This window comes from Allobosea sp. FG18, from assembly GCF_057809495.1.
In genome coordinates this window covers 122,497-146,228 of sequence record NZ_JBMDKB010000011.1, presented here as the reverse complement: position 1 = coordinate 146,228, position 23,732 = coordinate 122,497, and the positions used below count along the sequence as shown (strand labels likewise).

Annotated in this window: 21 protein-coding genes, 2 tRNA genes and 1 pseudogene; 12 read left to right on the top strand and 12 right to left on the bottom strand. The window is 67.0% G+C overall.

All coding sequences use genetic code 11. From position 1 onward, the window contains the following. Nucleotides 1-99: 99 nt before the first annotated feature. Complete coding sequence (cimA, locus tag ACODTJ_RS14280; RefSeq protein ID WP_454657570.1) at nucleotides 100-1,698, top strand: citramalate synthase; 1,599 nt, start codon at nucleotides 100-102, stop codon at nucleotides 1,696-1,698. 177 nt (nucleotides 1,699-1,875) lie between these two features. Here cimA and ACODTJ_RS14275 read toward each other — a convergent pair whose 3' ends face one another. Then, on the bottom strand, nucleotides 1,876-2,214 hold the full coding sequence (locus ACODTJ_RS14275) for a hypothetical protein (protein WP_454657569.1): 339 nt from the start codon (nucleotides 2,212-2,214) through the stop codon (nucleotides 1,876-1,878). A 177-nt stretch (nucleotides 2,215-2,391) separates the two neighbouring features. Here ACODTJ_RS14275 and ACODTJ_RS14270 point away from each other — a divergent pair, with 177 nt between their 5' ends. The 4 genes from ACODTJ_RS14270 to ACODTJ_RS14255 all read left to right on the top strand — a co-directional run bounded on the left by ACODTJ_RS14270 (nucleotide 2,392) and on the right by ACODTJ_RS14255 (nucleotide 6,945). Continuing rightward, nucleotides 2,392-4,302 carry an ABCB family ABC transporter ATP-binding protein/permease gene (locus ACODTJ_RS14270; protein WP_454657568.1) on the top strand — a complete coding sequence of 637 codons (1,911 nt, stop codon included), beginning with the start codon at nucleotides 2,392-2,394 and terminating at the stop codon, nucleotides 4,300-4,302. Between the two features lie 213 nt (nucleotides 4,303-4,515). Continuing rightward, nucleotides 4,516-5,007 carry a hypothetical protein gene (locus tag ACODTJ_RS14265; RefSeq protein ID WP_454657567.1) on the top strand — a complete coding sequence of 164 codons (492 nt, stop codon included), beginning with the start codon at nucleotides 4,516-4,518 and terminating at the stop codon, nucleotides 5,005-5,007. Between the two features lie 74 nt (nucleotides 5,008-5,081). Then, nucleotides 5,082-5,867, top strand: a complete 786-nt coding sequence (locus tag ACODTJ_RS14260) for a phosphatidylserine decarboxylase (protein ID WP_454659016.1) — start codon at nucleotides 5,082-5,084, stop codon at nucleotides 5,865-5,867. 235 nt (nucleotides 5,868-6,102) lie between these two features. Beyond that, entirely contained in the window at nucleotides 6,103-6,945 is an 843-nt protein-coding gene (locus ACODTJ_RS14255) for a CDP-alcohol phosphatidyltransferase family protein (protein ID WP_454657566.1), read from the top strand. Nucleotides 6,946-7,034: 89 nt separating this feature from the next. Here the strand turns inward: ACODTJ_RS14255 and ACODTJ_RS14250 are convergent, their stop codons facing one another. Next, nucleotides 7,035-7,418: a hypothetical protein gene (locus ACODTJ_RS14250; protein ID WP_454657565.1), complete on the bottom strand. Its 384-nt coding sequence runs from the start codon at nucleotides 7,416-7,418 to the stop codon at nucleotides 7,035-7,037. A gap of 298 nt (nucleotides 7,419-7,716) precedes the next feature. Here ACODTJ_RS14250 and ACODTJ_RS14245 point away from each other — a divergent pair, with 298 nt between their 5' ends. The 7 genes from ACODTJ_RS14245 to selD all read left to right on the top strand — a co-directional run bounded on the left by ACODTJ_RS14245 (nucleotide 7,717) and on the right by selD (nucleotide 12,987). After that, the gene (locus ACODTJ_RS14245) at nucleotides 7,717-8,325 is read left to right on the top strand and encodes a Maf-like protein (RefSeq protein ID WP_454657564.1); all 609 of its coding nucleotides are present in this window, start codon (nucleotides 7,717-7,719) and stop codon (nucleotides 8,323-8,325) included. A 97-nt stretch (nucleotides 8,326-8,422) separates the two neighbouring features. Further along, on the top strand, nucleotides 8,423-9,244 hold the full coding sequence (locus ACODTJ_RS14240; protein WP_454657563.1) for an SDR family NAD(P)-dependent oxidoreductase: 822 nt from the start codon (nucleotides 8,423-8,425) through the stop codon (nucleotides 9,242-9,244). Further along, nucleotides 9,237-9,443 (top strand): DNA gyrase inhibitor YacG, encoded by a 207-nt coding sequence (yacG, locus tag ACODTJ_RS14235; RefSeq protein WP_454657562.1) that lies wholly within the window; start codon nucleotides 9,237-9,239, stop codon nucleotides 9,441-9,443. The genes ACODTJ_RS14240 and yacG overlap by 8 nt, the downstream gene beginning before the upstream one ends. Before the next feature lie 141 nt (nucleotides 9,444-9,584). Beyond that, nucleotides 9,585-10,865: an NAD(P)/FAD-dependent oxidoreductase gene (locus ACODTJ_RS14230; protein ID WP_454657561.1), complete on the top strand. Its 1,281-nt coding sequence runs from the start codon at nucleotides 9,585-9,587 to the stop codon at nucleotides 10,863-10,865. A gap of 166 nt (nucleotides 10,866-11,031) precedes the next feature. Continuing rightward, nucleotides 11,032-11,361, top strand: a complete 330-nt coding sequence (locus ACODTJ_RS14225) for a hypothetical protein (RefSeq protein WP_454657560.1) — start codon at nucleotides 11,032-11,034, stop codon at nucleotides 11,359-11,361. A 168-nt stretch (nucleotides 11,362-11,529) separates the two neighbouring features. After that, nucleotides 11,530-11,605: transfer RNA gene (locus tag ACODTJ_RS14220), tRNA-Phe, on the top strand. 305 nt (nucleotides 11,606-11,910) lie between these two features. After that, nucleotides 11,911-12,987: a selenide, water dikinase SelD gene (gene selD, locus ACODTJ_RS14215; protein WP_454657559.1), complete on the top strand. Its 1,077-nt coding sequence runs from the start codon at nucleotides 11,911-11,913 to the stop codon at nucleotides 12,985-12,987. 6 nt (nucleotides 12,988-12,993) lie between these two features. Here the strand turns inward: selD and ACODTJ_RS14210 are convergent, their stop codons facing one another. From ACODTJ_RS14210 to fdnG, 10 genes and pseudogenes are all read right to left on the bottom strand, one after another. Continuing rightward, the gene (locus ACODTJ_RS14210) at nucleotides 12,994-13,377 is read right to left on the bottom strand and encodes a hypothetical protein (RefSeq protein ID WP_454657558.1); all 384 of its coding nucleotides are present in this window, start codon (nucleotides 13,375-13,377) and stop codon (nucleotides 12,994-12,996) included. After that, nucleotides 13,364-13,828, bottom strand: coding sequence for a hypothetical protein (locus ACODTJ_RS14205; protein ID WP_488849195.1), 465 nt, complete (start codon nucleotides 13,826-13,828; stop codon nucleotides 13,364-13,366). Before ACODTJ_RS14205 ends, ACODTJ_RS14210 begins: the two co-directional genes overlap by 14 nt. 15 nt (nucleotides 13,829-13,843) lie before the next feature. Next, nucleotides 13,844-13,939, bottom strand: a tRNA-Sec gene (locus ACODTJ_RS14200). 105 nt (nucleotides 13,940-14,044) lie between these two features. Then, nucleotides 14,045-15,859, bottom strand: a pseudogene (gene selB, locus ACODTJ_RS14195) (selenocysteine-specific translation elongation factor); the annotation flags it as partial. Continuing rightward, entirely contained in the window at nucleotides 15,856-16,605 is a 750-nt protein-coding gene (locus tag ACODTJ_RS14190; RefSeq protein ID WP_454657556.1) for a tetratricopeptide repeat protein, read from the bottom strand. The gene ACODTJ_RS14190 and the pseudogene selB, both read right to left, overlap by 4 nt. Beyond that, the gene (gene selA / locus ACODTJ_RS14185; protein ID WP_454657555.1) at nucleotides 16,592-17,998 is read right to left on the bottom strand and encodes an L-seryl-tRNA(Sec) selenium transferase; all 1,407 of its coding nucleotides are present in this window, start codon (nucleotides 17,996-17,998) and stop codon (nucleotides 16,592-16,594) included. Before selA ends, ACODTJ_RS14190 begins: the two co-directional genes overlap by 14 nt. A 25-nt stretch (nucleotides 17,999-18,023) precedes the next feature. After that, nucleotides 18,024-18,944: a formate dehydrogenase accessory protein FdhE gene (fdhE, locus tag ACODTJ_RS14180; protein WP_454657554.1), complete on the bottom strand. Its 921-nt coding sequence runs from the start codon at nucleotides 18,942-18,944 to the stop codon at nucleotides 18,024-18,026. A 66-nt stretch (nucleotides 18,945-19,010) separates the two neighbouring features. Further along, nucleotides 19,011-19,706, bottom strand: coding sequence for a formate dehydrogenase subunit gamma (locus ACODTJ_RS14175; RefSeq protein ID WP_454657553.1), 696 nt, complete (start codon nucleotides 19,704-19,706; stop codon nucleotides 19,011-19,013). After that, complete coding sequence (gene fdxH, locus ACODTJ_RS14170; RefSeq protein WP_454657552.1) at nucleotides 19,690-20,607, bottom strand: formate dehydrogenase subunit beta; 918 nt, start codon at nucleotides 20,605-20,607, stop codon at nucleotides 19,690-19,692. The genes ACODTJ_RS14175 and fdxH overlap by 17 nt, the downstream gene beginning before the upstream one ends. 10 nt (nucleotides 20,608-20,617) lie before the next feature. Beyond that, complete coding sequence (gene fdnG / locus ACODTJ_RS14165) at nucleotides 20,618-23,701, bottom strand: formate dehydrogenase-N subunit alpha (protein ID WP_488849192.1); 3,084 nt, start codon at nucleotides 23,699-23,701, stop codon at nucleotides 20,618-20,620. Nucleotides 23,702-23,732 lie beyond the last annotated feature (31 nt).

Sequence of the window (23,732 nt, the reverse complement as noted above, 5' to 3'; positions counted from 1 at the left end):
CAAGATCCGCCCGGCGGGCTCGCTCTCCTTCGCCATCAAGCTGGTCATGCTGGCCATGGTCGTGCCGCGCGTCGTCCGCTTCAAGTTGAGGCGGGGACGATGAGCGCGGCCCGCGTCCATCTCTTCGACACGACCCTGCGCGACGGCGCTCAGACCACGGGCGTCGATTTCTCGCTCGACGACAAGCGCGCGGTTGCAGCGCTGCTCGATCGGCTCGGCGTCGATTATGTCGAAGGCGGCTATCCCGGCGCGAACCCCCTCGACACCGCCTTCTTCGAGCAGAAGGCGACGAAGCAGGCGAAATTCGCCGCCTTCGGCATGACCAAGCGGGCAGGGCGCTCGGCCGCCAACGATCCCGGCATCGCTGCGCTGCTGGAGGCGAGGGCCGATGCCATCGTCTTCGTCGCCAAGAGCTGGGACTACCATGTCCATGTCGCGCTCGAGATCTCGCTGGAGGAGAACCTCGCCGGCATCCGCGAGAGCGTCGAGGCAGCAAAAGCCGCCGGCCGCGAGGTGATGCTCGACTGCGAGCATTTCTTCGATGGCTACAAGGCCAATCCCGATTACGCGCTCGCCTGCGCCCGCACGGCCTATGAGGCCGGCGCCCGCTGGGTCGTGCTTTGCGACACCAATGGCGGCACGCTGCCCGACGAAGTCGGCGCCATCGTGCGCGAGGTCGCCAAGACCGTGCCCGGCGACAATCTCGGCATCCACGCCCATGACGATTGCGGCTGCGCGGTCGCCAATTCGCTGGCGGCGGTCGAGGCCGGCGCGCGCCAGATCCAGGGCACGCTCAACGGGCTCGGCGAGCGCTGCGGCAATGCCAATCTCGTCACGCTGATCGGCGCGCTGAAGCTCAAGGAGCGCTATCGCGGCCGTTTCGAACTTGGCGTCAGCGAGGATCAGCTCGGCGAATTGACCCATGTCTCGCGGGCGCTCGACGAGATGCTGAACCGGGCGCCAAACCGGCACGCGCCCTTCGTCGGCGCCTCGGCCTTCGCGACCAAGGCCGGCATCCACGCCTCGGCCGTGCTGAAGGACCCGCGCACCTACGAGCATGTCATGCCCGAGGCGACCGGCAACACCCGCAAGGTCCTGATCTCCGACCAGGGCGGCAAGTCGAATCTCGTCGCCGAGCTGGAGCGCATCGGCGTCACGCTCGGCCGCGACGATCCGCGCCTCAACCGCGTGCTGCAGGAGGTCAAGGACAAGGAGGCGCAGGGCTATGCCTTCGAGGGCGCTGACGCTTCGTTCTTCCTGCTGGTGAAGCGCATCCTCGGCGAAGTCCCGGATTATTTCGCGGTCGAGCGCTTCGCCGTGAATGTCGAGCGGCGCTACAATGCGCTGGGCGAGCTCGTCACCTTCTCCGAGGCGATCGTGAAGGTGAAGGTCGGCGACGATGTGCTGATCTCGGCGGCGGAGGGCGATGCCGGCCCGGTCAATGCGCTCGATATCGCGCTCCGCAAGGATCTCGGACGCTACCAGTCATTGATCGGGGGCTTGCGCCTCGTCGACTACAAGGTCCGCATCTTCCAGGGCGGCACCGATGCCGTGACCCGCGTCCTGATCGAGTCGGGCGACGAGACCGGCGAGCGCTGGACCACGGTCGGCGTCAGCGCCAACATCATCGACGCCTCGTTCCAGGCGCTGGTCGACTCGATCACCTACAAGCTGGTCAAGGCCGGCGCGACGGCGTGACCGGAGCCTTCCCTTCTCCCCTTGCGGGAGAAGGTGGCCCGCAGGGCCGGATGAGGGGTCGCACAGGTTCGGAAGCTTGGTCTGTGGCTGGCGATGACCGTCGCGAGACCCCTCATCCGCCTGCCGGCACCTTCTCCCGCAAGGGGAGAAGGGCGCTGCTTGGCGGGCTCGCCAATCCTACTCCGTCAGCCGGATCACGCGGTCCCTGCACAGGTCCATGTCGGCGTCGCTCTCGGCTTCGTCCTCGAATTTCGCCTGCACCGTATAGGCGCAGCCCTGCGGCTTGTTGAGCTTCAGCGCAACGCTTTTGCCGGGCGCCAGCGGCTTGGCGAGCTTGGCGACGAGGCGCGGCTGATCGCCGGGCGTGGCGATCGCGAAATTGCTGAGCGGCACGGTGCGCTGGTTGGTGATCGTGATCTGCGGATGCGGTCGAGAGTTCTGCGCCACGGCAGGCAGAGCGAGGACGAGCGCGGCGGTAATGCCAACCCCGGCGGCTGCAAGCTGTTGAGCCTTCATGGTGTTTCCTTCCCTGATGGCGGACGTCGAGCGCCAGAGCCGGGATCAGATACCTGGGATGGGGCGATGGCAAGGCAGCTTTCGGGCGAGCTGCCGCATGCTCCCCACGCAACGACATTCCCATGCAATGGCGTCCGATTGCGTCTATATGGGCGCTCTAACTGGAATCGTTTGAAAATGTCCGCGCCGTCCGCGCCGCCTCCGGCGCCGAGCTTCCAACGCTCTGCCGTGATCCAGCCCGGGTCCGGCTTCTTCGCCACCTTCCGTGCGCTCTGGCCCTATCTTTGGCCGGCGGAGCGTGCCGACCTGCGCACGCGCGTCGTCGCAGCTTTCGCTCTGATGCTCTGCGGGCGGTTGGTGCTGATGGGCGTGCCCTTCACCTTCAAATGGGTGACGGATGCCTTGGCCGGCTCCTATTCCAATCTTGAGAAATGGCTGCCCTGGCTGGTCGGCGCGCCGCTGGCGCTGACGGTGCTCTACGGTCTCGCCCGCGTCGGCGCGGCGGCCTTCGTCCAGATGCGCGACGCGATCTTCGCCCCGGTCTTCATGCATGCGGTGCGGACGCTGGCGCTCCAGACCTTCGGCCATCTCCACCATCTCTCGCTGCGCTTCCATCTCGAGCGCAAGACGGGCGGGCTCACCCGCGTGCTGGAGCGCGGCCGCAACGGCATCGAGGAGATGGTCCGCCTCGGCCTCAACCAGCTCGTGCCGGTGATCATCGAGGTCGTGCTGATCATCACGGTGCTGCTCTATCTGTTCGACTGGCGCTATGTCGTCGTGCTGGTCACGATGGTCACGGCCTATATGACTTACACCATCAAGGCGACGGAGTGGCGCATCGCCATCCGCTCGGCGATGAACGAGTCGGATACCGACGCCAATGCCAAGGCGATCGACTCGCTGCTGAATTACGAGACGGTGAAGTATTTCGGCGCCGAGGCTCGCGAGACCGCCCGCTACGACCAGTCGATGGCGCGCTATGAGCGCAACTCGATCAGGTCCTATACCTCGCTGGCCTGGCTCAATTTCGGCCAGGCCGCGATCTTCGCGGTGGGGCTGACGCTCTCGATGGTGATGGCGGTGCGCGGTTTCCAGGCCGGCACCAACACGGTCGGCGACCTCATCCTGATCAACGCGATGCTGATCCAGCTCTATTTACCGCTGAACTTCATGGGCACCGTCTATCGCGAGATCAAGCAGGCGACACTCGACATCGCCCAGATGTTCTCGCTGATCGGCCGCGACCCCGAGATCCAGGACAAGCCGGGCGCGAAGCCGCTGGCGGTGCCAGCTGGCGAGGTTGCCTTCGAGGATGTGCATTTCGCTTATGTGCCGGAGCGGCCGATCCTGCGCGGCGTCTCGTTCAAGGTCCTGCCGGGCCAGACCGTCGCCATCGTCGGTCCGTCGGGCGCCGGCAAGTCGACGATCTCGCGCCTGCTCTTCCGCTTCTACGAACCGCAGGCCGGCCGCATCCTGATCGATGGCCAGCCGATCGCCGATGTCCAGCAGATCTCGTTGCGCGCCGCCATCGGCATGGTCCCGCAGGATACGGTGCTGTTCAACGACACCATCGAGTACAACATCCTCTATGGCCGCCCCGAGGCGACGACGGCCGAGGTCGAGGAGGCCGCACGCCTCGCCCAGATCGACCGCTTCATCCGCCTGCTGCCCGAGGGCTATTCGACCTCGGTCGGTGAACGCGGCCTGAAGCTCTCCGGCGGCGAGAAGCAGCGCGTCGCCATCGCCCGCACCATCCTGAAGGGGCCGCCGGTGCTCGTCCTCGACGAGGCGACCTCGGCACTCGATTCCTTCACCGAGAAGGAAATCCAGGACGCGCTCGACCGGGTCAGCGAGGGCCGCACGACGCTGGTCATCGCTCACCGGCTCTCCACCGTGGTCAATGCCGACGAGATCATCGTGCTCGACAAGGGCCAGATCGTCGAGCGTGGCCATCACCGCGATCTGCTGGCGGCGAACGGCGTCTACGCCGCGATGTGGAACCGCCAGCGCGAGGTCGACGAGGCCAAGGCCACGCTCCAGCGCGCGACCGAGGCCGAGGGCGAGAGCGTCCGGGTGACGCTGTCGTAGAAGCTGGATCAGCCATCTCCGTCATGCTCGCCCTTGTGGCGAGCATCCACGTCTTGAACAGGGCTCTGCAGCAGTGAAGACGTGGATGGTCGGGACAAGCCCGACCATGACGGCAAGGGCAATCGGCGCCTCCCATCAACCAGTTTGAAACCGCTCGCAACTGCGGTCCGTTTCCTGCATGCTGCCCCGGCAGGGTGAAGCTGGGGGGCTGCCATGTTCGATCCGACCACATTCGTAGGTTTTCACACCTGGCTGAGCCTGATCGCCATCGTGGCCGGGTTTCCGGTCACGGTCGGACTGCTCCATGGACATACGCGGCCGGGCTGGACCGGCATCTTCCTCTCCACGGCCTTCGCCACCAGTGCGACCGGCTTCGGCTTCCCGTTCAACGGCGTGCTGCCGTCGCATGTCGTCGGCGCGATCCATATCGTGCTGGTCGCGATCGCGGCCTACGCACTTTATGGGCGCAGGCTGGAGGATGGCTGGCGCCGGATCTATGCGATCATGGCCGTGCTGTCCTTCTACCTGCTGATCTTCGTGCTCGTCGCGCAGCTCTTCTCGAAGGTTCCGGCCCTGCGTGCGCTGGCCCCGACGCAGTCCGAGCCGCCCTTCGGCATCGCCCAGGGCATCGTGCTTGTGGTCTTCGCCCTGCTGACCTGGAAGGCGGCGGCGCGCTTCGTCCAGGTTCCGCACCGGGTAGCCTGACCGGAAAGGCCGCGACATCGCGCGCCGTTCACCGGCGCGTGCCGGGGCTTTCCCTTCGCGCTGGAACGCCCTAAATCAGCGCAACGTTCGCCGCCGGCCTTCGACGGCGACCATGTCATTCCCGTGCGCCCGGCGCCGACAGCCTAACGGAAACCGCTATGTCCCTCGTCGATTCCGTCCGCAAGGTGATCGTGCCCATCCACAAGGAGGGCTATGTCTTTATCGCGATCGGCCTGGTCGCGACGATCATCCTCGCCAATCTCTGGTCGCCCTTCGGCTGGATCGGCGCGATCATCACGATCTGGATCTGCTATTTCTTCCGCGATCCGGTCCGCGTCACGCCGCAACGCGAGGGGCTGGTGATCTCGCCGGCCGACGGGCGCATCAGCCAGATCGCGCAGTCGCTGCCGCCGCCGGAGCTCGAGCTGCCGGCCGAGCCGATGACCCGCATCTCGATCTTCATGAACGTCTTCGACTGCCATGTGAACCGTGCGCCGGTGCCCGGCCGCATCGCCAAGATCGCCTATACGCCCGGCCTCTTCCTCAATGCCGAACTCGACAAGGCGAGCGACGACAACGAGCGCAACGCGCTGGCGATCGAGACCAAGTCCGGCATCGTCGGCGTCGTCCAGATCGCCGGCCTGATCGCACGGCGCATCGTGCCCTTCGTCAAGGAAGGCGACGTGCTCGGCACCGGCGAGCGCTTCGGCCTGATCCGCTTCGGCTCGCGCGTCGACGTCTATCTGCCGTCCCATGTCGTGCCGCTGGTCGGCGAGGGCCAGACCATGATCGCCGGCGAAACCGTGCTGGCCGACCTGAGCGGCAACGAGCCGGTGGCGCGCAGCTTCCGCGACATCTGAGGGCAAGCGCCCAAAGAGGCGGTGTCATCCCGTGCGCGCTGCGGCATGCGAATGCCGCTGCGCAGACACGGGACCGCTCCCCGAAAGGGGCGCCCGATCCCAACGCTCCCGAGAAGAACACCCAATCCTGATGACGATCCCGCATCTGCGCAGCGGCACTTTGCGCCGCAGCGCGCGCGGGATGACACGCGCGGGCGCCTAGCCTGCGCCCTCAAAACCGCGTATTCCGGCTGACATGAGCGACCTGTTTCCTCCCTTCGAGCCCGAGCGCGCCGAATCCAGGCGCGCCCGCTTCAAGCCGATTCCCTTCCGGCTTCTGGCGCCGAACGTCATCACGCTGCTGGCGCTCTGCCTTGGCCTCACCGCGATGCGCCTGATCGTCGAGGGCAAGCTCGAGACGGCGACGATCTGCATTCTGATCGCGGCGGCGCTCGATGGTGTCGACGGCCGTCTGGCCCGCATGCTCAAGGGCACCTCGCGCTTCGGCGCCGAGCTCGATTCGCTCTCCGATTTCGTGAATTTCGGCGTCGCCACCGGCTATGTCCTGTGGATCTTCGTCCTGCACGACCTGAAGTCGTTCGGCTGGATCATCGTGCTGACGCTGGCCTGCGCCATGGCGCTTCGGCTCGCGCGCTTCAACGTGATGATCGACGATCCCGACCGGCCGGAATGGCAGAAGAACTTCTTCGTCGGCATGCCGGCTCCCGCCGGTGCGATCACGGCCATGTTGCCGGTCTATCTGCACATGATCGGCGTGCCCGTGCAGGAATACGGCGCGCTCCCTGTCGGCATCTACATCCTGTTCATCGCTTTCCTGACGATCTCGCGCATCCCCTGCTATGCCGGCAAGACGCTCGGCACCCGCATTCCGCGCACCCAGGTGCTGCCGATCTTCGTTGCCGTGGTGATCGTCGCTGGCCTGCTCTTCGCCTACACCTTCGAGGTTCTCACGGTCGTCGTGGTGGCCTATCTCGCGCTCATTCCTGTAAGCGTCGCGCGCTACCGCAAGCTGGAACGCGCGCACGCGCAGCAAGCGTCGGTTCCCGCGACGGAAGCCGCGCCTGAAAGCCAGATCTGATCGTCAGTAGAAGCTTAGCATCGGATCAATCCGATGCGATAACAATGCGCTAGATCATCATTGTCGCGTCCGATAGGACGCGCGATGCTCTAGCGGCGATAGCCGCTGAGGCGCGCCGCGTTGGCGCGGGTGCGCCGGGCGAAGGGCTCCAGCGTGCTGTCGGCAGCCTTGACCGCCGCCGTGGTGAGATCGAACTGGCCGAACGGGTTGAAGGCGAGGCCCCACCAGAAGGCCGTCGTTGCCTGCGTCGCGGCAAAGCTGCTCTCGAGCACGGCCGATACCTTTTCCGTCACGGCCTTGGTCGCCTCGCGCTGGCCGTGGCTGTCGCCGAAGGCGCCCTTCATCAGAAGCGGCATCCGCATGGCGATGGTCAGGCCGGCTTCGGCATGCATGGACATCACGCGGGCCGCGAGAACCTGCGCCTCCGCCCCGGTCGCAAGGGCGGAGCCCGTCGATTTGCGCGGTAGGGCCATGAGGGAAACTCCAATAGATCGGCGTCACCAGAGAGCGGAGCGCCGAGGGGAGGGAAGTCTGCCGGCAACGGCCCGGCTTGGCAATGCCTAGTATACCAGCCTCCCGCCCGGATTTCGGGCAGCCGGGCTGGATGCCCAAATGGGTGGCACCTCGTCGGCGCTGCCTCTCCGGATGGATTTATCGGGCTGCGGAAATGCTCTAAAGGCTGATCCGGTGCCGATCTTCCCCGGCACCTTAATTCTGTCGAGCAGCCTGTTGAGCCTTTTCTCCACTCCCAAACATCCCGGCTGGCGGCCGATGCTCGTTCTCGCATCGGCCTCGCCGCGCCGCCTCGCCCTGCTGGAGCAGGCTGGCTTGAAGCCGGACGCGTTGCTGCCCGCCGATCTCGACGAGAGCCCGCTGAAGGGCGAGCGCCCGCGCGATCTCGCCCGCCGCCTGGCGCGCGAGAAGGCTCAGGCTGCGTGCGAGGGCGCCAAGGCCCGTGCCGATCTCGAAGGTTGCTATATCCTCGCAGCCGACACGGTCGTCGCCGTCGGCCGGCGCATCCTGCCCAAGGCCGAGATCGTTGATGAGGCGGCCGCCTGCCTGCGCCTGCTCTCGGGCCGCGCGCATCGCGTCTATACCGGTGTCGCGCTGGTGACGCCGTCCGGCACGATCCGGGACCGCATCGTCGAGACGCGCCTGCGCTTCAAGCGCCTCTCCACCGAGGATATCGAGACCTATCTCGCCTCGGGCGAATGGCGCGGCAAGGCCGGCGGTTATGCCGTGCAAGGCATTGCCGGCTCCTTCGTCGTCAAGCTCGTCGGCTCCTATACCGGCGTCGTCGGCCTGCCGCTCTACGAGACGGTCAATCTTCTCGGCGGAGAGGGTTTCCCCATTCGCTTCGGCTGGATGAACGCAGCCTGATACGGCGCCGATGCGGGTTGCCGGATCACGTCTCGCGGCCGATCCTGCCGCCGGGAAACGCGCCGCGCTGGAACGCGCCGATGAAGGGGAAGCGAAGATGACGGGACGTCTGAGCGGCAAGGTCGCGATCGTGGCCGGGGCGGGGTCGATCGGGCCGGGCTGGGGCAACGGCAAGGCGACGGCGACGACCTTCGCCCGCGAGGGCGCCAGGGTCGTCTGCGCCGACATCAACCGCGACGCGGCCGAGGAGACCGCCGGCATCATTCGCAACGAGGGCGGCGAGGCCTTCGCCATGCAGGCGGATGTTACCAAGGCGGAGCAGGTCGCCGGGCTCGTCGCCCAGGCGCTCGGCTGCTATGGTCGCATCGACATCCTCGACAACAATGTCGGCATCGCCGAGGTCGGCAGCGTCGTCGATCTCTCGGAGGAGGTCTGGGAGCGCGTCTTCCGGGTCAACCTCACCGGCGCCTTCCTGGCGATGAAGCATGTCATCCCGGTGATGCAGCGCCAGTTCGCGGAAACGGGCGAGGGCGGTTCGATCATCAACATCTCGTCGATCGCCTCGATCCGCCATACCGGCGTGCCCTATGCCAGCTATTCCGCGACCAAGGCGGCGCTCAACCAGCTCACCCGGACGACGGCGGTGCAGTTCGCTCCGCAGAAGATTCGCGTCAACGCGATCCTGCCCGGCCTGATGAAGACGCCGATGGTCGAGCATTCCGCCGGCCTCGCCGCCGTCTACGGCAAGGGCGATGTCGATGCGATGTGGGCCGCGCGCGCCGCGCAGGTCCCGATGGGGCATATGGGCGAGGCCTGGGACGTGGCCAATGCCGCGCTCTTCCTCGCCAGCGACGAGGCGCGCTACATCACCGGCATCGAACTCGTCGTCGATGGAGGCATCACGCTCAAATATGACTGACACCGACAAAGCACCGCCGGCCGCGAAGCCCTGTGCGATCTGCGGCAAGCCGGCGGTTGCGCGCTTCAAGCCATTCTGCTCGCCACGCTGCGCCGATATCGACCTCGGCCGCTGGCTGAAGGGAAGCTATGTGATTCCCGGCGAGCCCGTCGAGGATGCGGAGGAGGGCGCGCCGCAGCAGCGCGAGCGCGAGGACTGAAGGGCGGAAACGCCGTCCGTGGTACGGATTGAGTTCCGAGACCCCATCGGTGCAAGCTGTGGTGGACAATCGAGTGGCCGTCGCGGGAGTTCTCCGCATGCTGACCTCACAAGCCGCGATCTCTCACCGGCGGCCGGGCCGATGACCGCCACGCCGGAGCATCACGTCGTCATCGTCGGCGCCGGCTTCGGCGGGCTCGAAGCCGCGCGCAATCTCGCCAGCGCTCCGGTCCGGATCACCATGATCGACCAGCGCAACCATCATCTCTTCCAGCCATTGCTCTATCAGGTCGCGACCGCCTCGCTGCCGACTTCCGAGATTGCCTGGCCGATCCGCTTCCTGCTGCGCGGCCACAAGAACGTCACGACCCTGCTCGGCACGGTCACCGGCGTCGACAAGGCGAACAAGCAGGTGCTGCTGGAGGGCGAGCGGCCGATTGGTTTCGACACGCTGATCCTCGCGACCGGCGCCCGCCATGCCTATTTCGGCCATGACGAGTGGGAGCCCTATGCGCCCGGCGTCAAGACGCTGGAGGATGCGACGCGGATCCGGCGGCGCATCCTCTCGGCCTTCGAGCAGGCGGAATGGGAGACCGACCCGGAGCGACGCGCGCAATGGCTGACCTTCGTGATCATCGGGGCGGGGCCGACCGGCGTCGAGCTTGCCGGCACCATCGCCGAGCTGGCGCATGACACGCTGCGCGGTGATTTCCGCAATTTCGATACACGCAGCGCCCGTGTCGTGCTGGTCGAGGCCGGCCCGCGTATCCTCGCCGGCTTCACCGAGGACCTCTCGGCCTATGCCGAGCGGGCGCTGAACCGCCTCGGGGTCGAGGTCAGACTGGGCCAGCCGGTCTCCGAATGCCGCGCTGACGGCATCATGCTCGGCGGTGATGTCCTGCCGGCGCGGACCATTCTGTGGGCGGCCGGCGTCGCCGCTTCGCCAGCGGCAGAATGGCTGGAGGCGCCGGCCGACCGGGCTGGCCGCGTCCGCGTCGAGCCCGACCTCACGGTACCCGGCGAACCCGACATCTTCGTGATCGGTGATACCGCCTTCGTTGCCGGCGCCGACGGCAAGCCGGTGCCCGGCATCGCTCCCGCGGCCAAGCAGCAGGGGCACTATGTCGCTGGCCTCATCAAGGCACGGCTCAAAGGCAAACCGGCCCCGCCATCCTTCGCCTACCGGAATGCCGGCAATCTCGCGACGATCGGCAAGCGCGCGGCCATCGTCGATTTCGGCTGGATCAAGCTGCGCGGGCGCCTGGCCTGGTGGATCTGGGGCATCGCCCACATCTTCTTCCTGATCGGCTTGCGCAACCGGCTCGCCGTCGCACTCAACTGGCTGTGGATCTATGTCAGCGGCCATCGCAGCGCGCGGCTGATCACGCAGCGCGATCCCGGAAGCGGCGGCGAGACGCGATAACGCCGCCAGCCCGGTGGCGATGGCGGCCCCCATAGTCTCTTCTCTCCGTCCGGTTGGAAAGGACCGGCTAACCAATTGGCAGGTTTGACGCTGCTGCCGATCCCCCTTCGGTGATAGTTTGAAGCTTGCTTGGCCTCTTGAAGCAATCTCCTTCGACGGAGGGGCAATGGCTGACTGGATGAAGGATCTGCTGGCGCGCGACATCGAAGCGCTGCGCGCCGACGTGCTCAAGGCTGGCCTTCTCAACGCGAAGGCTTTGCAGGAAAGCGCGGAAACCCACGTTGCGCATCTCCATGATGTGCTGCGCGAAACCCGCGAGCTGCAAGAAGCCTCGTTCCAGGTGGTGAACGACACCATCGGGTTCGCCAAGCTTCTCTATGGCCATGCTGCCATCGCCGAATCGGAGCAGGCCCGGCGCGCAGCGCTGGCCGCCATCGATCGCCTCGCGGCGGTGCTCGGGCGCTGCGAATGCCGGGAGGCAGCGGGCTCTCCCTGAACTGAGCTGGTTGTCGGCATGCAATGGCGATTTCGGGCCACCCAATCCACAGGCCTGGAGCCAGTTGACGCCGTATTGAAGAAAGCCGGCTGAAGTGACTGGACAGGCCGAGCGCCTGCCTCTATATCGCCCCCACCAACACGGACGGCCTCGCGCCGCTCCCGGTTTGCCCAGGTAGCTCAGTTGGTAGAGCATGCGACTGAAAATCGCAGTGTCGGCGGTTCGACTCCGTCCCTGGGCACCATTTTCCCGCCAAGTGGTTGGAAGCTCAAAAAATCTCGGGCCAATCCGCGGTTTGAACGCGTTTTGTGGCGTGGCGGCTGAACTGAGCACGCGCCGGAACGGCACGCTCGCTCCAGAATCGTCAGGTATGCGCCAAAGGATGCGTTGACGCTGCCGGCCGATGCGGAAACGATGGCGCATGCTTGCTGCTGCGGCTCCCGGGTGCCGGGGCCCTCATCGGTCTGGTCGACGACGGGCGCGCGTTTGCGCGGAGGCCCGCGCTTTGCCGCAGAGCTGCCAGGCCCTGATCCCCTGGAGTTCCCGACGATGAATCAGACGAGCCCGCTCGCCGCGACGGCGCCTGCGCAGCCGCTGCGCCTCACCAGCCTGGCCCATGGCGGCGGCTGCGGCTGCAAGCTGGCACCGGCCGTGCTTCAGCAATTGCTGGCGGGGCACCCGGCCGCCGGCCCCTACAGCCAGCTCCTCGTCGGCACCGAGACGGGCGACGATGCCGCAGTCTGGCAGGTCGACGAGAACACCTGCGTCGTCGCCACCACCGATTTTTTCATGCCCGTCGTCGACGATCCCCGCGATTTCGGCCGCATCGCCGCGACCAACGCGATTTCCGACGTCTATGCCATGGGCGGGCGGCCGATCATGGCGCTCGCGATCCTCGGCATGCCGCTCGACAAATTGCCGATCGAGGTGACGCGCGAGATCCTGAAGGGCGGCGCCTCGATCTGCGCCGAGGCCGGTATTCCGGTCGCCGGCGGCCATTCGATCGATGCGCCGGAGCCGATCTACGGACTCGCGGTGATCGGCCTGCTCAAGCCTGCGAACCTGCGCCGCAACAGCGGCGCGAAGCCCGGCGATGCGCTGATCCTGACCAAGGCGCTGGGCGTCGGCATCTACTCGGCCGCCTTCAAGAAGGGCGAGCTCTCGGCCGCCGCCTATGACGAGATGGTCGCCTCGACGACGCTGCTCAACCGCGTCGGCGCCGACCTGGCCGAGGATGGCGCCGTCCATGCGGTCACCGATGTCACCGGTTTCGGCATCCTCGGCCATGGGCTCGAGATGGCGCGCGGCTCCGGCGTTACGCTGAAGCTCCGGCTTTCCGACCTGCCGTTCCTGACGCAGGCCGAGCGTCTGGCGCGGGAGGGCAGGGTGACCGGCGCTTCCCACAGGAACTGGACGAGCTATGGCGAGGGTGCGGTTCTCCCGGAGGGGCTGCCCGATTGGCAGCGCCATCTGCTCACCGATCCGCAGACCTCGGGTGGCCTGCTGGTTTCCTGCGCAGCCGAGCGGGCCAATGCCCTGCTCGCGCAGATCAAGGCAGCCGGCTATCCGGCGGCGCGGATCATCGGCGCGGTCGAGGCCGGGCCGGCGCAGGTCGTGGTGAGCTGAGAAGCGTCACCGCGCCTCCTGCACCTCGAGGTTCCGGCCCCAGACGTCGAAGAAGGCGCCCTTGTTGAGGGTGAGTCGGTCCTCGCGCAGCGCCGCTTCCAGCTCGCGCAGGCGGTTGCGGGCGGTCGCGTCGGGTACGAGCCCGCCATCGTCGTCGCGGGTCGGGAAGAAGGCGGCGCCGTCCCAGTTGACGCCGGCGCCGCGCAGCATCAGCACGATGTCGCCCCAGTCGATCTCGTTCCCGACGACATGGACGAAGGTCGAGCGCAACGGCTCGATCTTCGGCTCGGCGATCTTCACCAGCACGATCAGCGCCGTGAACGGGCCCTTGCGGAAGAGCTTGCCGAGCCAGCGGTCGAAATCGGTGCCCAGCCCCCTAGAAGTCGACACGCGGCGTCTCGGGCATGTAGCGGTCGAACAGGGCGTAGAAATCGCTGCCGGTCTCGGCGCCGTACCAGTCCTCGAAGGTGGCGAGGGCCCCCTGCACGGCGTCCGGGCCGTCGCGGTCGTCGGTCATGGCGGCCTGCCAGGCTTCGAAGACGGGCGTCAACCGCGTCAGGACCAGTTCCTGTCGCGGCCCGATCTCATCCCAGCCCAGCGATTGCGCGACGCCGAGCCGGGCACGGGCAATCGCCTCGCTCGGCTCCTCGGCTGCCGCGATGGTCGTGCTTGCCTGCCGCAGCAGGTTGAGGCGCCGGAAGGCCCGGCTGCGCGCCTGCGCGAGGGCCTCGATCCGCCCTGCGGCCTCACGGCGATAGGCATCCTCGGCCGCGCGCGCATCGTCCGCCGCCTGCTCGAAGCGGGCGATCAGGTCCATGGCGGCGGTTTCTGCGTCCGTCATGCGCCCTCAGTGAACTGGCGGAAGAGAATGGGAGTCGAACCCACCAGAGACCGTCTGACGGCCCCTCCCGGATTTGAAGTCCGGACGCCCCACCGGGGACGTTTCTCCTCCATCGCTCAAGCCGGGCGGCGGGCCGAACAGGTCGAGCCGCCGCCGGTTGATGCGTCTCAGGTCGCCGCGGCGGATGGTGACGCCGTGACGATCGAAGAACTCGAGAATCTGGATAGCGACCTTTCGGCCGTTGTCGAGCCTGTCGCGGAACTGCGCCGCATTGAAGCCGGCCGGATGCAGCCCCGCAAGCTCGGCCGAGATGCCGACCATCTCGGCCAGCGTGTCGCGCAGGAAGAAATGATCGAGCGCGACCTCATGGACATCGCCGCGCCGGCCGGTGAGCCGCAGCAGGCGTCGGATCTCCTCCTCGGGCCGGCCGAGGAGATGCCCGATGTCGCGCACGCGGGGCGGGCGGAAGCGCTCGCTCTCGGCAATCAGCGGCGAGACCTTGGCCCAGAGCGCCTCGTCTTCCGGCAGGAGCCGGGCTTCGTGGCCGGGGCGCCTGAGCCAGGAACCGGCCGGCACCAGCACGCCGTCATCCTCGAAACGGACGAGCGCCTGCCGGAACAGCGGCGCCGGCCAGCGCGGCGCAATGGCGAAGCGCAGTCGCGCCAGCCCGATCCCCGGCAGGTCCGGGTGCTCGGCATGGAAGGCGTCGAGTCTCTCGGTCGCGGCCTGCGCCAATGCCTGCCAATGCGCGGGCAGCAGCGCGAGCGGGCCGATCCTGACGAGGTCCAGCCGGTTCGTAAGGTTTTCCGCCACACCGGGACCGAGCCCGCGGTCGCGCACGAAGCCGTCGAGATCGGCATGATAAGGCGGTACCGCGAGCAGGGTCTGCAGTGCATCGGCAGGGTCGGAATTGCTGAGTGCGGCGAGCTGGGCCAGGCGCTCCGGGCTGCGACGCCGGCGCTCCGGCGCACGCAAGTCGAGGAAGCGGCCGCCGCCGATCGTGCGCGAGGCGCTGGCATCGCGCAGCACGAAACGGTCCAGCGCCGCAGCGGCGAGCGGCTCGTCGAGCACGAGCTGGATCAATCCATCGTTTCCGGGAGCAATTTCGTCGCCGAGTAGCACGATGCGGGCGCCGATCTCGGACGCAGCATGATGCAGCCTCACGGGCTGCCACATCGTCAGCGCCTTCTCGCCGGGCAGCAGGGATACTTCCGCGTCGATCCGCGTCGTCGGGGCATGGAGCGTTGGCGCCAGCACCATGTCGCCGTGCTGCACGGCATCCTTCGTGACGCCGGGGCCAGCGAGATTCAGTGCGCAGCGCTCGCCGGCTAGGCCCCGTTCGGCCGGACGGTTCTGGGCATGGATCGAGCGCACCCGCGCCGGCAGTCCGCCGGGCGAGACGATGACGCTGCCGCCCACCGCGACGCTGCCGGACAGGACGGTCCCCGTCACCACCGTCCCGGCGCCCTGCAAGGTGAAGCAGCGATCGACCGCAAGTCGGAAGGCGCCGTCGCCTTGCCGTGTCTGTGCGTCCCGGGCGCGCGACACGAGTAGGCCGGCAAGCTCCGGCAGGCCTTCTCCGGTCAGCGTCGAGACGGGCAGCATCGGCGCCCCGGCGAAGGGGCCCGGCGCCAGCAGCGCCGCGATCTCGCTCTCGACCGCCTCGATCCGCGCCGGCTCGACCAGATCGGCCTTGGTGATTGCGACGACGGCCTCGCTGATGCCGAGCAGGCGAGCGATGGCGACATGCTCGTGCGTCTGGGGCATTACGCCGTCATCAGCCGCGACGACGAGCAGCAGGAGGTCGATGCCGGCAGCGCCGGCCAGCATCGTGTGGACGAATTTCTCATGGCCGGGCACGTCGATGAAGCCGACGACCGAGCCGTCGGCTTGAGGCCAATAGGCGAAACCGAGCGCGATCGAGATGCCGCGCGCCTTCTCCTCCTTCAATCGGTCGGTATCGACGCCGGTCAGGCACCGGACCAGCGAGGTCTTGCCATGGTCGATATGGCCGGCGGTGCCGATGATCATGGCGCAATCTCTGCGGGAGAGACGGCTGCGCGAGCGGCCTTGATGAAGGGCGCCGCGAGCGAGCTGCCCTTGCCCTCGGCCGAGAGCAGCAGCGCGAGCGCGCGTTCGGCATTGGCCGGCACGCCCTGGCCAAGCAGGGTCGCAGCGCCGAGCATGGCCTCGGAATCCGGATCGCCTGCCGCCATGCCGCGCTGCCACCATCGCGCGGCGGCATTGGCGTCGCGCTCCACGCCGAGCGCATCGTGATGCATCATGCCGAGCCGGGTCATGCTGGTGGCGATGCCGGCCTCCGCCGCGGTTTGCGCCCAGCGCAGCGCTTCGGCCCGGTCCGATACTTCCCCGCCTTCCAGCAGCATCCAGGAAAGCATGTCTTGCGCCGGGGCATCGTCCTGTTCGGCGGCAAGCCGATAGAGCCGCATCGCCTCGGCATCACTCTGTGCGACGCCTTCGCCCTTGAAATGCAGCGCCGCCAGATTGCGCTGCCCGACCGGGTCGCCGCTTTCGGCAGACAAGCTCAGCCAGCGCAGAGCCAGGGCCGGATCGCGTTCGACGCCGAGTCCCTCGGCGAAGCAGGCGCCGATATTGTTCTGCGCCCGCCCGATGCCGGCATGGGCGAGCGGCCCCCAGAGCGCGAGCGCAGCCGCATGGTCGCCGCGTTCGACGGCCGCTGTAGCTTGCGCCATCGTGGCGGCGACATCGCCATCGGCGGCCACGTCACGGCCGAAAAGGCGCTCAAGCCAGCGCATCGGGCCGCTCGGGTTTCAAGGCGTCGAGCTGCGCCGCGAACAGCGCCTCGTCCTCCAGGCAGCGCAGGTCGAGGATGAGCGCGCCCTGCGCGATCCGTCCGATTACCGGCACCGGCACGGCGCGGAAGGCCGCCGCCAGTTTTTCGACGGCGGAACCCGCAGCCTTGCCGGCCGGCCGCAGTGCAAGCCCCGCACTCGGCAGCGTCTCCAATGGCAGCGCGCCGGAGCCGATCTGGCTAGCGCAGTCGCTGATCTCGACGATCCAGCCCGGGCCGACTGCCGCTGTGACCTTGTGCTGAAGGCGCTCGGCCAGCGCGCGCAATTCGGCGGCAGTCCGCGTGAACAGTCTGAGCGTCGGCAGGCGCAGCGCCAATCGGTCGGGGTCGCGATAGAGCCTGAGCGTCGCTTCCAGCGCCGCGAGCCGGAGCTTGTCGAGCCGCAGCGCCCGCTTCAGCGGGTTCTTCGCCAGTTTCGCGATCAGGTCCTTGCGCCCGGCGACGATGCCGGCCTGCGGCCCGCCGAGTAGTTTGTCGCCGGAGAAGGTGACGAGATCGGCACCGCCTTTCAGCGCATCCTGCACCGTCTTCTCGCGGCGCAGGCCCCAGCGCGCGAGGTCGATCAGCGTGCCCGAGCCGAGGTCGTCGACGAAGGGCACATCGTGCTGGCGCGCGAGCTTCGCGAGTTCCGCCGGCTCGACCTCGGCGGTGAAGCCCTGCACCACGTAATTCGAGGTGTGGACCTTCATCAGTAGGCCGGTCTCGGGACCGATGGCCTCGGCATAGTCCTTGAGATGCGTGCGATTGGTGGTGCCGACCTCGCGCAAGGTCGCGCCGGCACGCGCCATGATGTCCGGCATGCGGAAGGCGCCACCGATCTCGATCAGTTCGCCGCGCGAGACGATGGCTTCGCGATCCCGGGCGAGGGTGTTCAGCACGAGCAGAACGGCCGAGGCGTTGTTGTTGACGAGGATCGCGTCCTCCGCGCCGGTCAATTCTCTGACGAGGCCGCGGACATGCGCATCGCGCTCGCCGCGCTGGCCGGCCTCGATCTCGTATTCGAGATTGGTCGGCGCGCGCATCGCCGCGACCACGGCCTCGATCGCCTCCTCGGCCAGGAGCGCGCGGCCGAGATTGGTGTGCAGTACCGTACCGGTCAGGTTGATGACCGGGCGCTGCGAGGGGCGGTTCTGCTCGTCCAGCCAGCCCAGCGCCATGCGGCCGACCTGCTCAGCCGAGGCCGCCGCCGGCGCACCGCCCGCCCGCAACCGCTCGATCACATGCCGGACCGCATCCGTCGCGGCAGCCCGCCCGTGCTGCGCGATCGCGAGCCCGCCTGCGGGGCTGCGCAGCACCGTGTCGACCGATGGCGGGCGGAAGCTTTCCGGCTTGTTCATCAGGCTCCCTCCGGGAGACGCTTGATCAGTATCCGAGCAGGAATGGGTTCACCCCGGCCCGGCTCCAGCCGGCCTCGGTCACCAGCAGGTCGAGCCCGAGGCTCGCGACATCGTCCGCCACGGCTTCCAGCTCCGGGGCCTTGCGGCGGTTCAGGATCTTCACATAGGTCCGGCATTCGTCGCAGGTCTCGGCCTTGATCGTGTCGGCGATGCCCTCGATCTCCTGATAGGCGATGCCCTTGGTCGAGCCGCAGGAGACGCATTTCACCCGGACATGGTTCCACTGCGCCGCGCAGAGCGAGCACTGGACATAGCGCACGCCTTCGACATTGAGGTCGGCGACGACCACGCTCGCCACCGGCGGCCCGCCGCAGCAGGGACAGACGCCATCGGCGACCGGCTGGGGCCAGGCAGGATCGAGCCGGGCGCTGCGCAGCGCCGCGACGACCTGCAGGGCGGCGGCGGCAAAGATGTGCTCGGCAACGGCCTCGACCGGCACCGCATCGGCCAGGACGGCGGCAAACATCGCCTGTCGTGCCTCCGGTTCCGCCGCGACGGCGCGGGAAAGGGCGGCGCGGGCGAGGTCCGGCATAGCGACATCGGCCAGCAATGCCGCCAGTCGGTCGAAGGCCTCCGAAACCGCCGGATCGGTGGCTAGTTCCTCGCGCGGAAGCAGCGGCATGCCGTTGGCCGCGCGCAATCGCAGATCACCGGGAGCGGGCAGGCCGGGCGCGTCGATCGTCGCCGCCAGCGTCGCCTGCGCCTCGCTCAAGCCGCCGAGAAAGCTGAGATAGGCTTCGAGCTGATGCCCCGGCGCCAGCGCGGCGAACCGTTCCGCCCGCAGGGCAAACAGCTTCGCAGGCTCCGGCAGGCGCAGGAAAGGCGGCTTGTCGCGTTCAGGCGTGCCGACATCTTCGAAGGTGACGAGATCCTGGTCGTCGCTCATTCCGTATCCTCTCGAACCGCACGGGTCACGGGAGGCGGAGCGGCGGGTGCCGCTCCGCAGTCGAACTCATTCGGCCGGGCCGACGCTGCGGCGGCGCGGCGGCGCCTGGCGCTCGTCGATCACGCCTTCGCGCGCTTCCTGCCGCAGCCAGAGCCGGTGGTGGCGGAAGGCCCAGCCGCCCGTCACCTTGCCCTCGGTCATGGCGCTGATCGTGCCACGGACATAGAAGCCGGCATAGATATGGACGATGACGACGAGCAGCATGGCGATCGCCGCCAGCGCATGCACGATGTGGCCGACGCGCTGCTGCTCGATGGTGAAGCTCGCGCCGAAATACTCGTACCAGATCACGATGCCCGTCCCGAACAGGACGATGATCAGGAGCGTCATCAGCCAGAAGACGATCTTCTGCGCGCCGTTATACTTGCCGACCTCGGGCAGGTTCTCCTCGCGGCCCGACATCGCTTCGCCGATATGGCTCATCCATCGAGTGTCGGCCTTCGTCCAGAAATTGTATTTGACCATCTGGATGAAGAGGATCGCGAAGCTGGCGAGCAGGACGACGCCGATCCAGGGATGCAGCGCGCGTGTGTTGGAGCCACCGCCGAACAGGCTCGACAGGAAGAACAGCGCCGGATGGAACAGCGCGGCCCCGCTGAGGGTGAGCAGGATCAGCGAGATCGCGGTGACCCAATGATTGACGCGCACGCGGCCGGGATAGCGGTCGACGGTCGTGCGCTCCTCTTCACGTCTTACGGCCACGGGCTGCCTCCTCGTCGATCAGATGCTCGGCCTCGCGGTCTTCGGCGCGGCTGACATCGTTGCGTCGGGCGATCGTCGCATGGACGAAGGCGAAGGCGGCGGCGAAACCGACGGCCGCCATGCCGGCATATTTGGTCAGCCCCTTCCAGAGCTCGACGACCTGGCTGATGCGCGGGTTGTTCGGCAGGTTGGCGTAGAGCTGCGGCTTGTCGGCGTGATGCAGCACATACATCACATGCGTGCCGCCGACGCCCGGCGGGTCGTAGATGCCGGCATTCTTGAAGCCGCGCGACTTCAGGTCGGTGATACGGCCCTGGGCATGGTCGAGCATCGCCTTCTTGGTGCCGAACACGATCGCGCCGGTCGGGCAGGCCTTGGCGCAGGCTGGCGCCTGGCCGACCGAGACCCGGTCCGAGCAGAGCGTGCACTTATAGGCCTTGTGATCGGCCTGGCTGATGCGCGGGATGTTGAAGGGGCAACCCTTCACGCAATAGCCGCAGCCGATGCAGTTCTCCGAGACGAAGTCGACGATACCGTTATTGTACTGCACGATCGCGCCGGGCGAGGGGCAGGCCTTGAGGCAGCCCGGATCGGCGCAATGCATGCAGCCGTCCTTGCGGATCAGCCATTCGAGATTGCCGCTCTCCGGGTTCTCCCATTCGGTGAACCGCATCAGCGTCCAGCTGTTCGGCGTCAGGTCGTGCGGGTTGTCGTAGACACCCCGGTTGATCCCGACCTCCTCGCGCAGGTTGTTCCACTCGAGGCAGGCCGCCTGGCAGGCCTTGCAGCCGATGCATTTCGAGACGTCGATGAGCTTCGCCACCTCGAAGTCGTGGCGGACATCCGGCGGCCTGAAATTGGTCGCCGAGATGCGGGCGAAATCCTGGCTCTGCAGTCCCATGATCGCCCTCCTAGCTCGTCGCCGGACCGTTGGACGGCTCGACATTCACCAGGAACGCCTTGAACTCGGGCGTCTCGATGTTGGCGTCGCCGACGAACGGGGTGAGGCTGTTGGGGCCGAAGCCCTTCTTGGCCGCACCGGTGAAGCCCCAGTGGAGCGGGATGCCGACGACATGGACGGTCTTGCCGTCGCAGATCAGCGGCTTGATGCGCTTGGTCACCACCGCCTTGGCATAGACCGTGCCGCGGGCCGAGGAGACCTTCACCCAGCCGCCCTTCTGGATGTTCTTCTCCGCGGCCAGCTGCTCGCTGATCTCGACGAAGAACTCCGGCTGGAGCACCGCATTCACCCAGACATGCTTCGTCCAGTAGTGGAAGTGCTCGGTCAGGCGGTAGGAGGTCGCCGCATAGGGGAACTTGTCGGAGGTCCCGAGCGCGGCGAGGTCGTCCTTGAAGATGCGTGCGGCGGGGTTGCCGCGGATCTTGGGCGCCATGACATTGGCGACCGGGCTTTCGAACGGCTCGTAATGGGCCGGGAAGGGGCCGTCCTTCATCATGCCGCGCGAGAACAGGCGTGCCGTCCCCTCGGGGTTCATGATGAACGGACCGACATCCCGCGGCTTGGCCGTGACCGCGATGTCCGGCACGTCGTAGCCAGTCCAGGCCGTACCGTTCCACTCGATCAGCTTGCGCTTGGGATCCCAGGGCTTGCCGTCGATATCGGCCGAGGCGCGATTGTAGAGGATGCGCCGGTTGGCCGGCCAGGAGAAGGCCCAGTTGGGATAGGCGCCGGTATTGGCCGGGTCGTTGGTGTCGCGGCGGGCCATCATGTTGCCCCGCTCGGTCCACGAGCCGGAATAGATCCAGCAGCCGCAGGCCGTCGAACCGTCGTCGCGCAACTGGCCGAACGTGTCGACCTGCTTGCCCTTCTCCAGCAGGACCTTGGTCGGGTCGACCGGGTCCGTCACCGTCGAGACGACATAGCCGTTCATCTCCTTGGCCATCTCGTCCGGCTGCGGATCGTCGGGCTGGCGATAGGGCCAGTGCAGATTGACGATCGGATCCGGGAAGGCGCCGCCCTCCTTCTCGTAGAGGGCGCGCAGGCGCTGGTGGATCTGCGCCATGATCCAGGTGTCAGGCTTGGCCTCGCCCGGAGGTTCCTGCCCCGGCCAGTGCCATTGCAACCAGCGGCCAGAATTGACCAGCGAGCCTTCGTCCTCGGCGAAGCAGGTCGTCGGCAGCTCGAAGACCTCGGTCTGGATCGACTCGGGCTTGACGTCGTTATGGACGCCTTCGTCCTTCCAGAACCGCGCGGTCTCGGTCTGCAGCGGGTCCATCACCACCAGGAATTTCAGCTTCGACAGCGATGCCGAGACCTTGCCGCGATTGGACAGGGAGAGCAGCGGGTTGAAGCCCTGGCAGAAATAGCCGTTCACCTTGCCCTGGTGCATCATGTCGAAGTACCGGAGCATGTCGTAGCCGGGCACGTCGAGCTTCGGCAGCCACTGGTAGGCGAAGTCGTTTTCCGGCGTTGCGGCCTTGCCCCACATCGACTTCAGGAAGCTCACCATGAACTTCTTGTAGTTCTGCCAGTAGCTCATCTGGTTCGGCCGCAGCGGCTTGAAGCCGCGCGTCGACATGTAGGTCTGGAAATCGACCTCGCTGTCGGTCCCCAGCGTGAGATAGCCCGGGATCAGGTTCGACATCAGGCCGATATCGGTCAGACCCTGGATGTTGGAGTGCCCGCGCAGCGCGTTCATGCCGCCGCCGCGCACGCCGATATTGCCGAGCAGCAATTGCAGCATCGCCATCGAGCGGATGTTCTGCGAGCCCTTGGAGTGCTGCGTCCAGCCGAGCGCGTACATCGAGGTCATGACCTTGTCGCGCGCGGAGGTCTCCGAGATCATCTTGCAGATCGCCAGGAACTTGTCCTTCGGCGTGCCGCAGATGCGCTCGACCATCTCCGGCGTATAGGCCGCGATGTGCTTCTTCAGGAGTTGGTAGACTGAGCGCGGATGCTGGAGCGTCTCGTCGATCTGGACATAGCCGTCCGGCCCGAGCTCGTATTCCCAGCTCGAGCGGTCATAGTCGCGCTTGGCCTCGTCATAGCCGGTGAACAGGCCGTCCTGATAGCCGAAGCCCTCCTTCACGATATAGGGCGCGTTGGTAAAGGCGCGCACGTAGTCGTGCTGGATCTTGTCGTTGTCGATGCAGTACTTCATCGCCCCAAGCAGGAAGGCGATGTCGGTGCCTTGCCGGATCGGCGCATAGAAATCCGCGACCGAGGCCGAGCGCGTGAAGCGCGGATCGACGACGATCAACTTGGCACCACGTTGGGCTTTCGCCTCAGTGACCCATTTGAATCCGCACGGATGCGCTTCGGCGGCATTGCCGCCCATGATGATGACGAGGTCGGTGTTCTTGATGTCCGTCCAGGAGTTGGTCATCGCACCGCGACCGAATGTTGGGGCCAGACTGGCCACCGTCGGTCCGTGTCAAACGCGCGCCTGGTTGTCGAACGCCAATATCCCGGTGCTTCGCACGACCTTGTAGGTCAGGAAGGCCGTCTCGTTGGTGGTGGCCGAAGCGGCCAGGAAGCCCGTGGTCAGCCAGCGGTTGACCGTCGTGCCATCCTGGTTCTTGGCGACGAAGTTCTTGTCGCGATCGTCCTTCATCAGCCGCGCGATGCGGTCGAGCGCCTCGTTCCAGCTGATCTGCCGGAAGGCCTTCTCGCCTGGGCCGCGATATTGCGGGACCTTGGTGCGGGTCTCGGAATGAACGAAGTCGAGGAGGGCGGATCCCTTCGGGCACAGCGTGCCGCGATTGGTCGGGTGGTCCGGATCGCCTTCGATATGGATGACCGCCGGATGGGCGTTCTTGGACTTGTCGCCCAGGCTGTACATGATCACGCCGCAGGCGACGGAGCAGTACGGACAGGTGTTTCGTGTTTCTGTGGTGCGCGCCAGCTTGAAGGGCCGCACGACCTGGGCAAGTGCCTCCTCGGCACCCCCGAACCCAAGCGCGGCGACGGCGGAGCCGGCGACACCCGCACCCGCGGCTTTCAGAAACTGGCGACGCGAGAGCTCATGCAGCATCTCAACCTCCCAGGCGAACGACAAGGCGTTG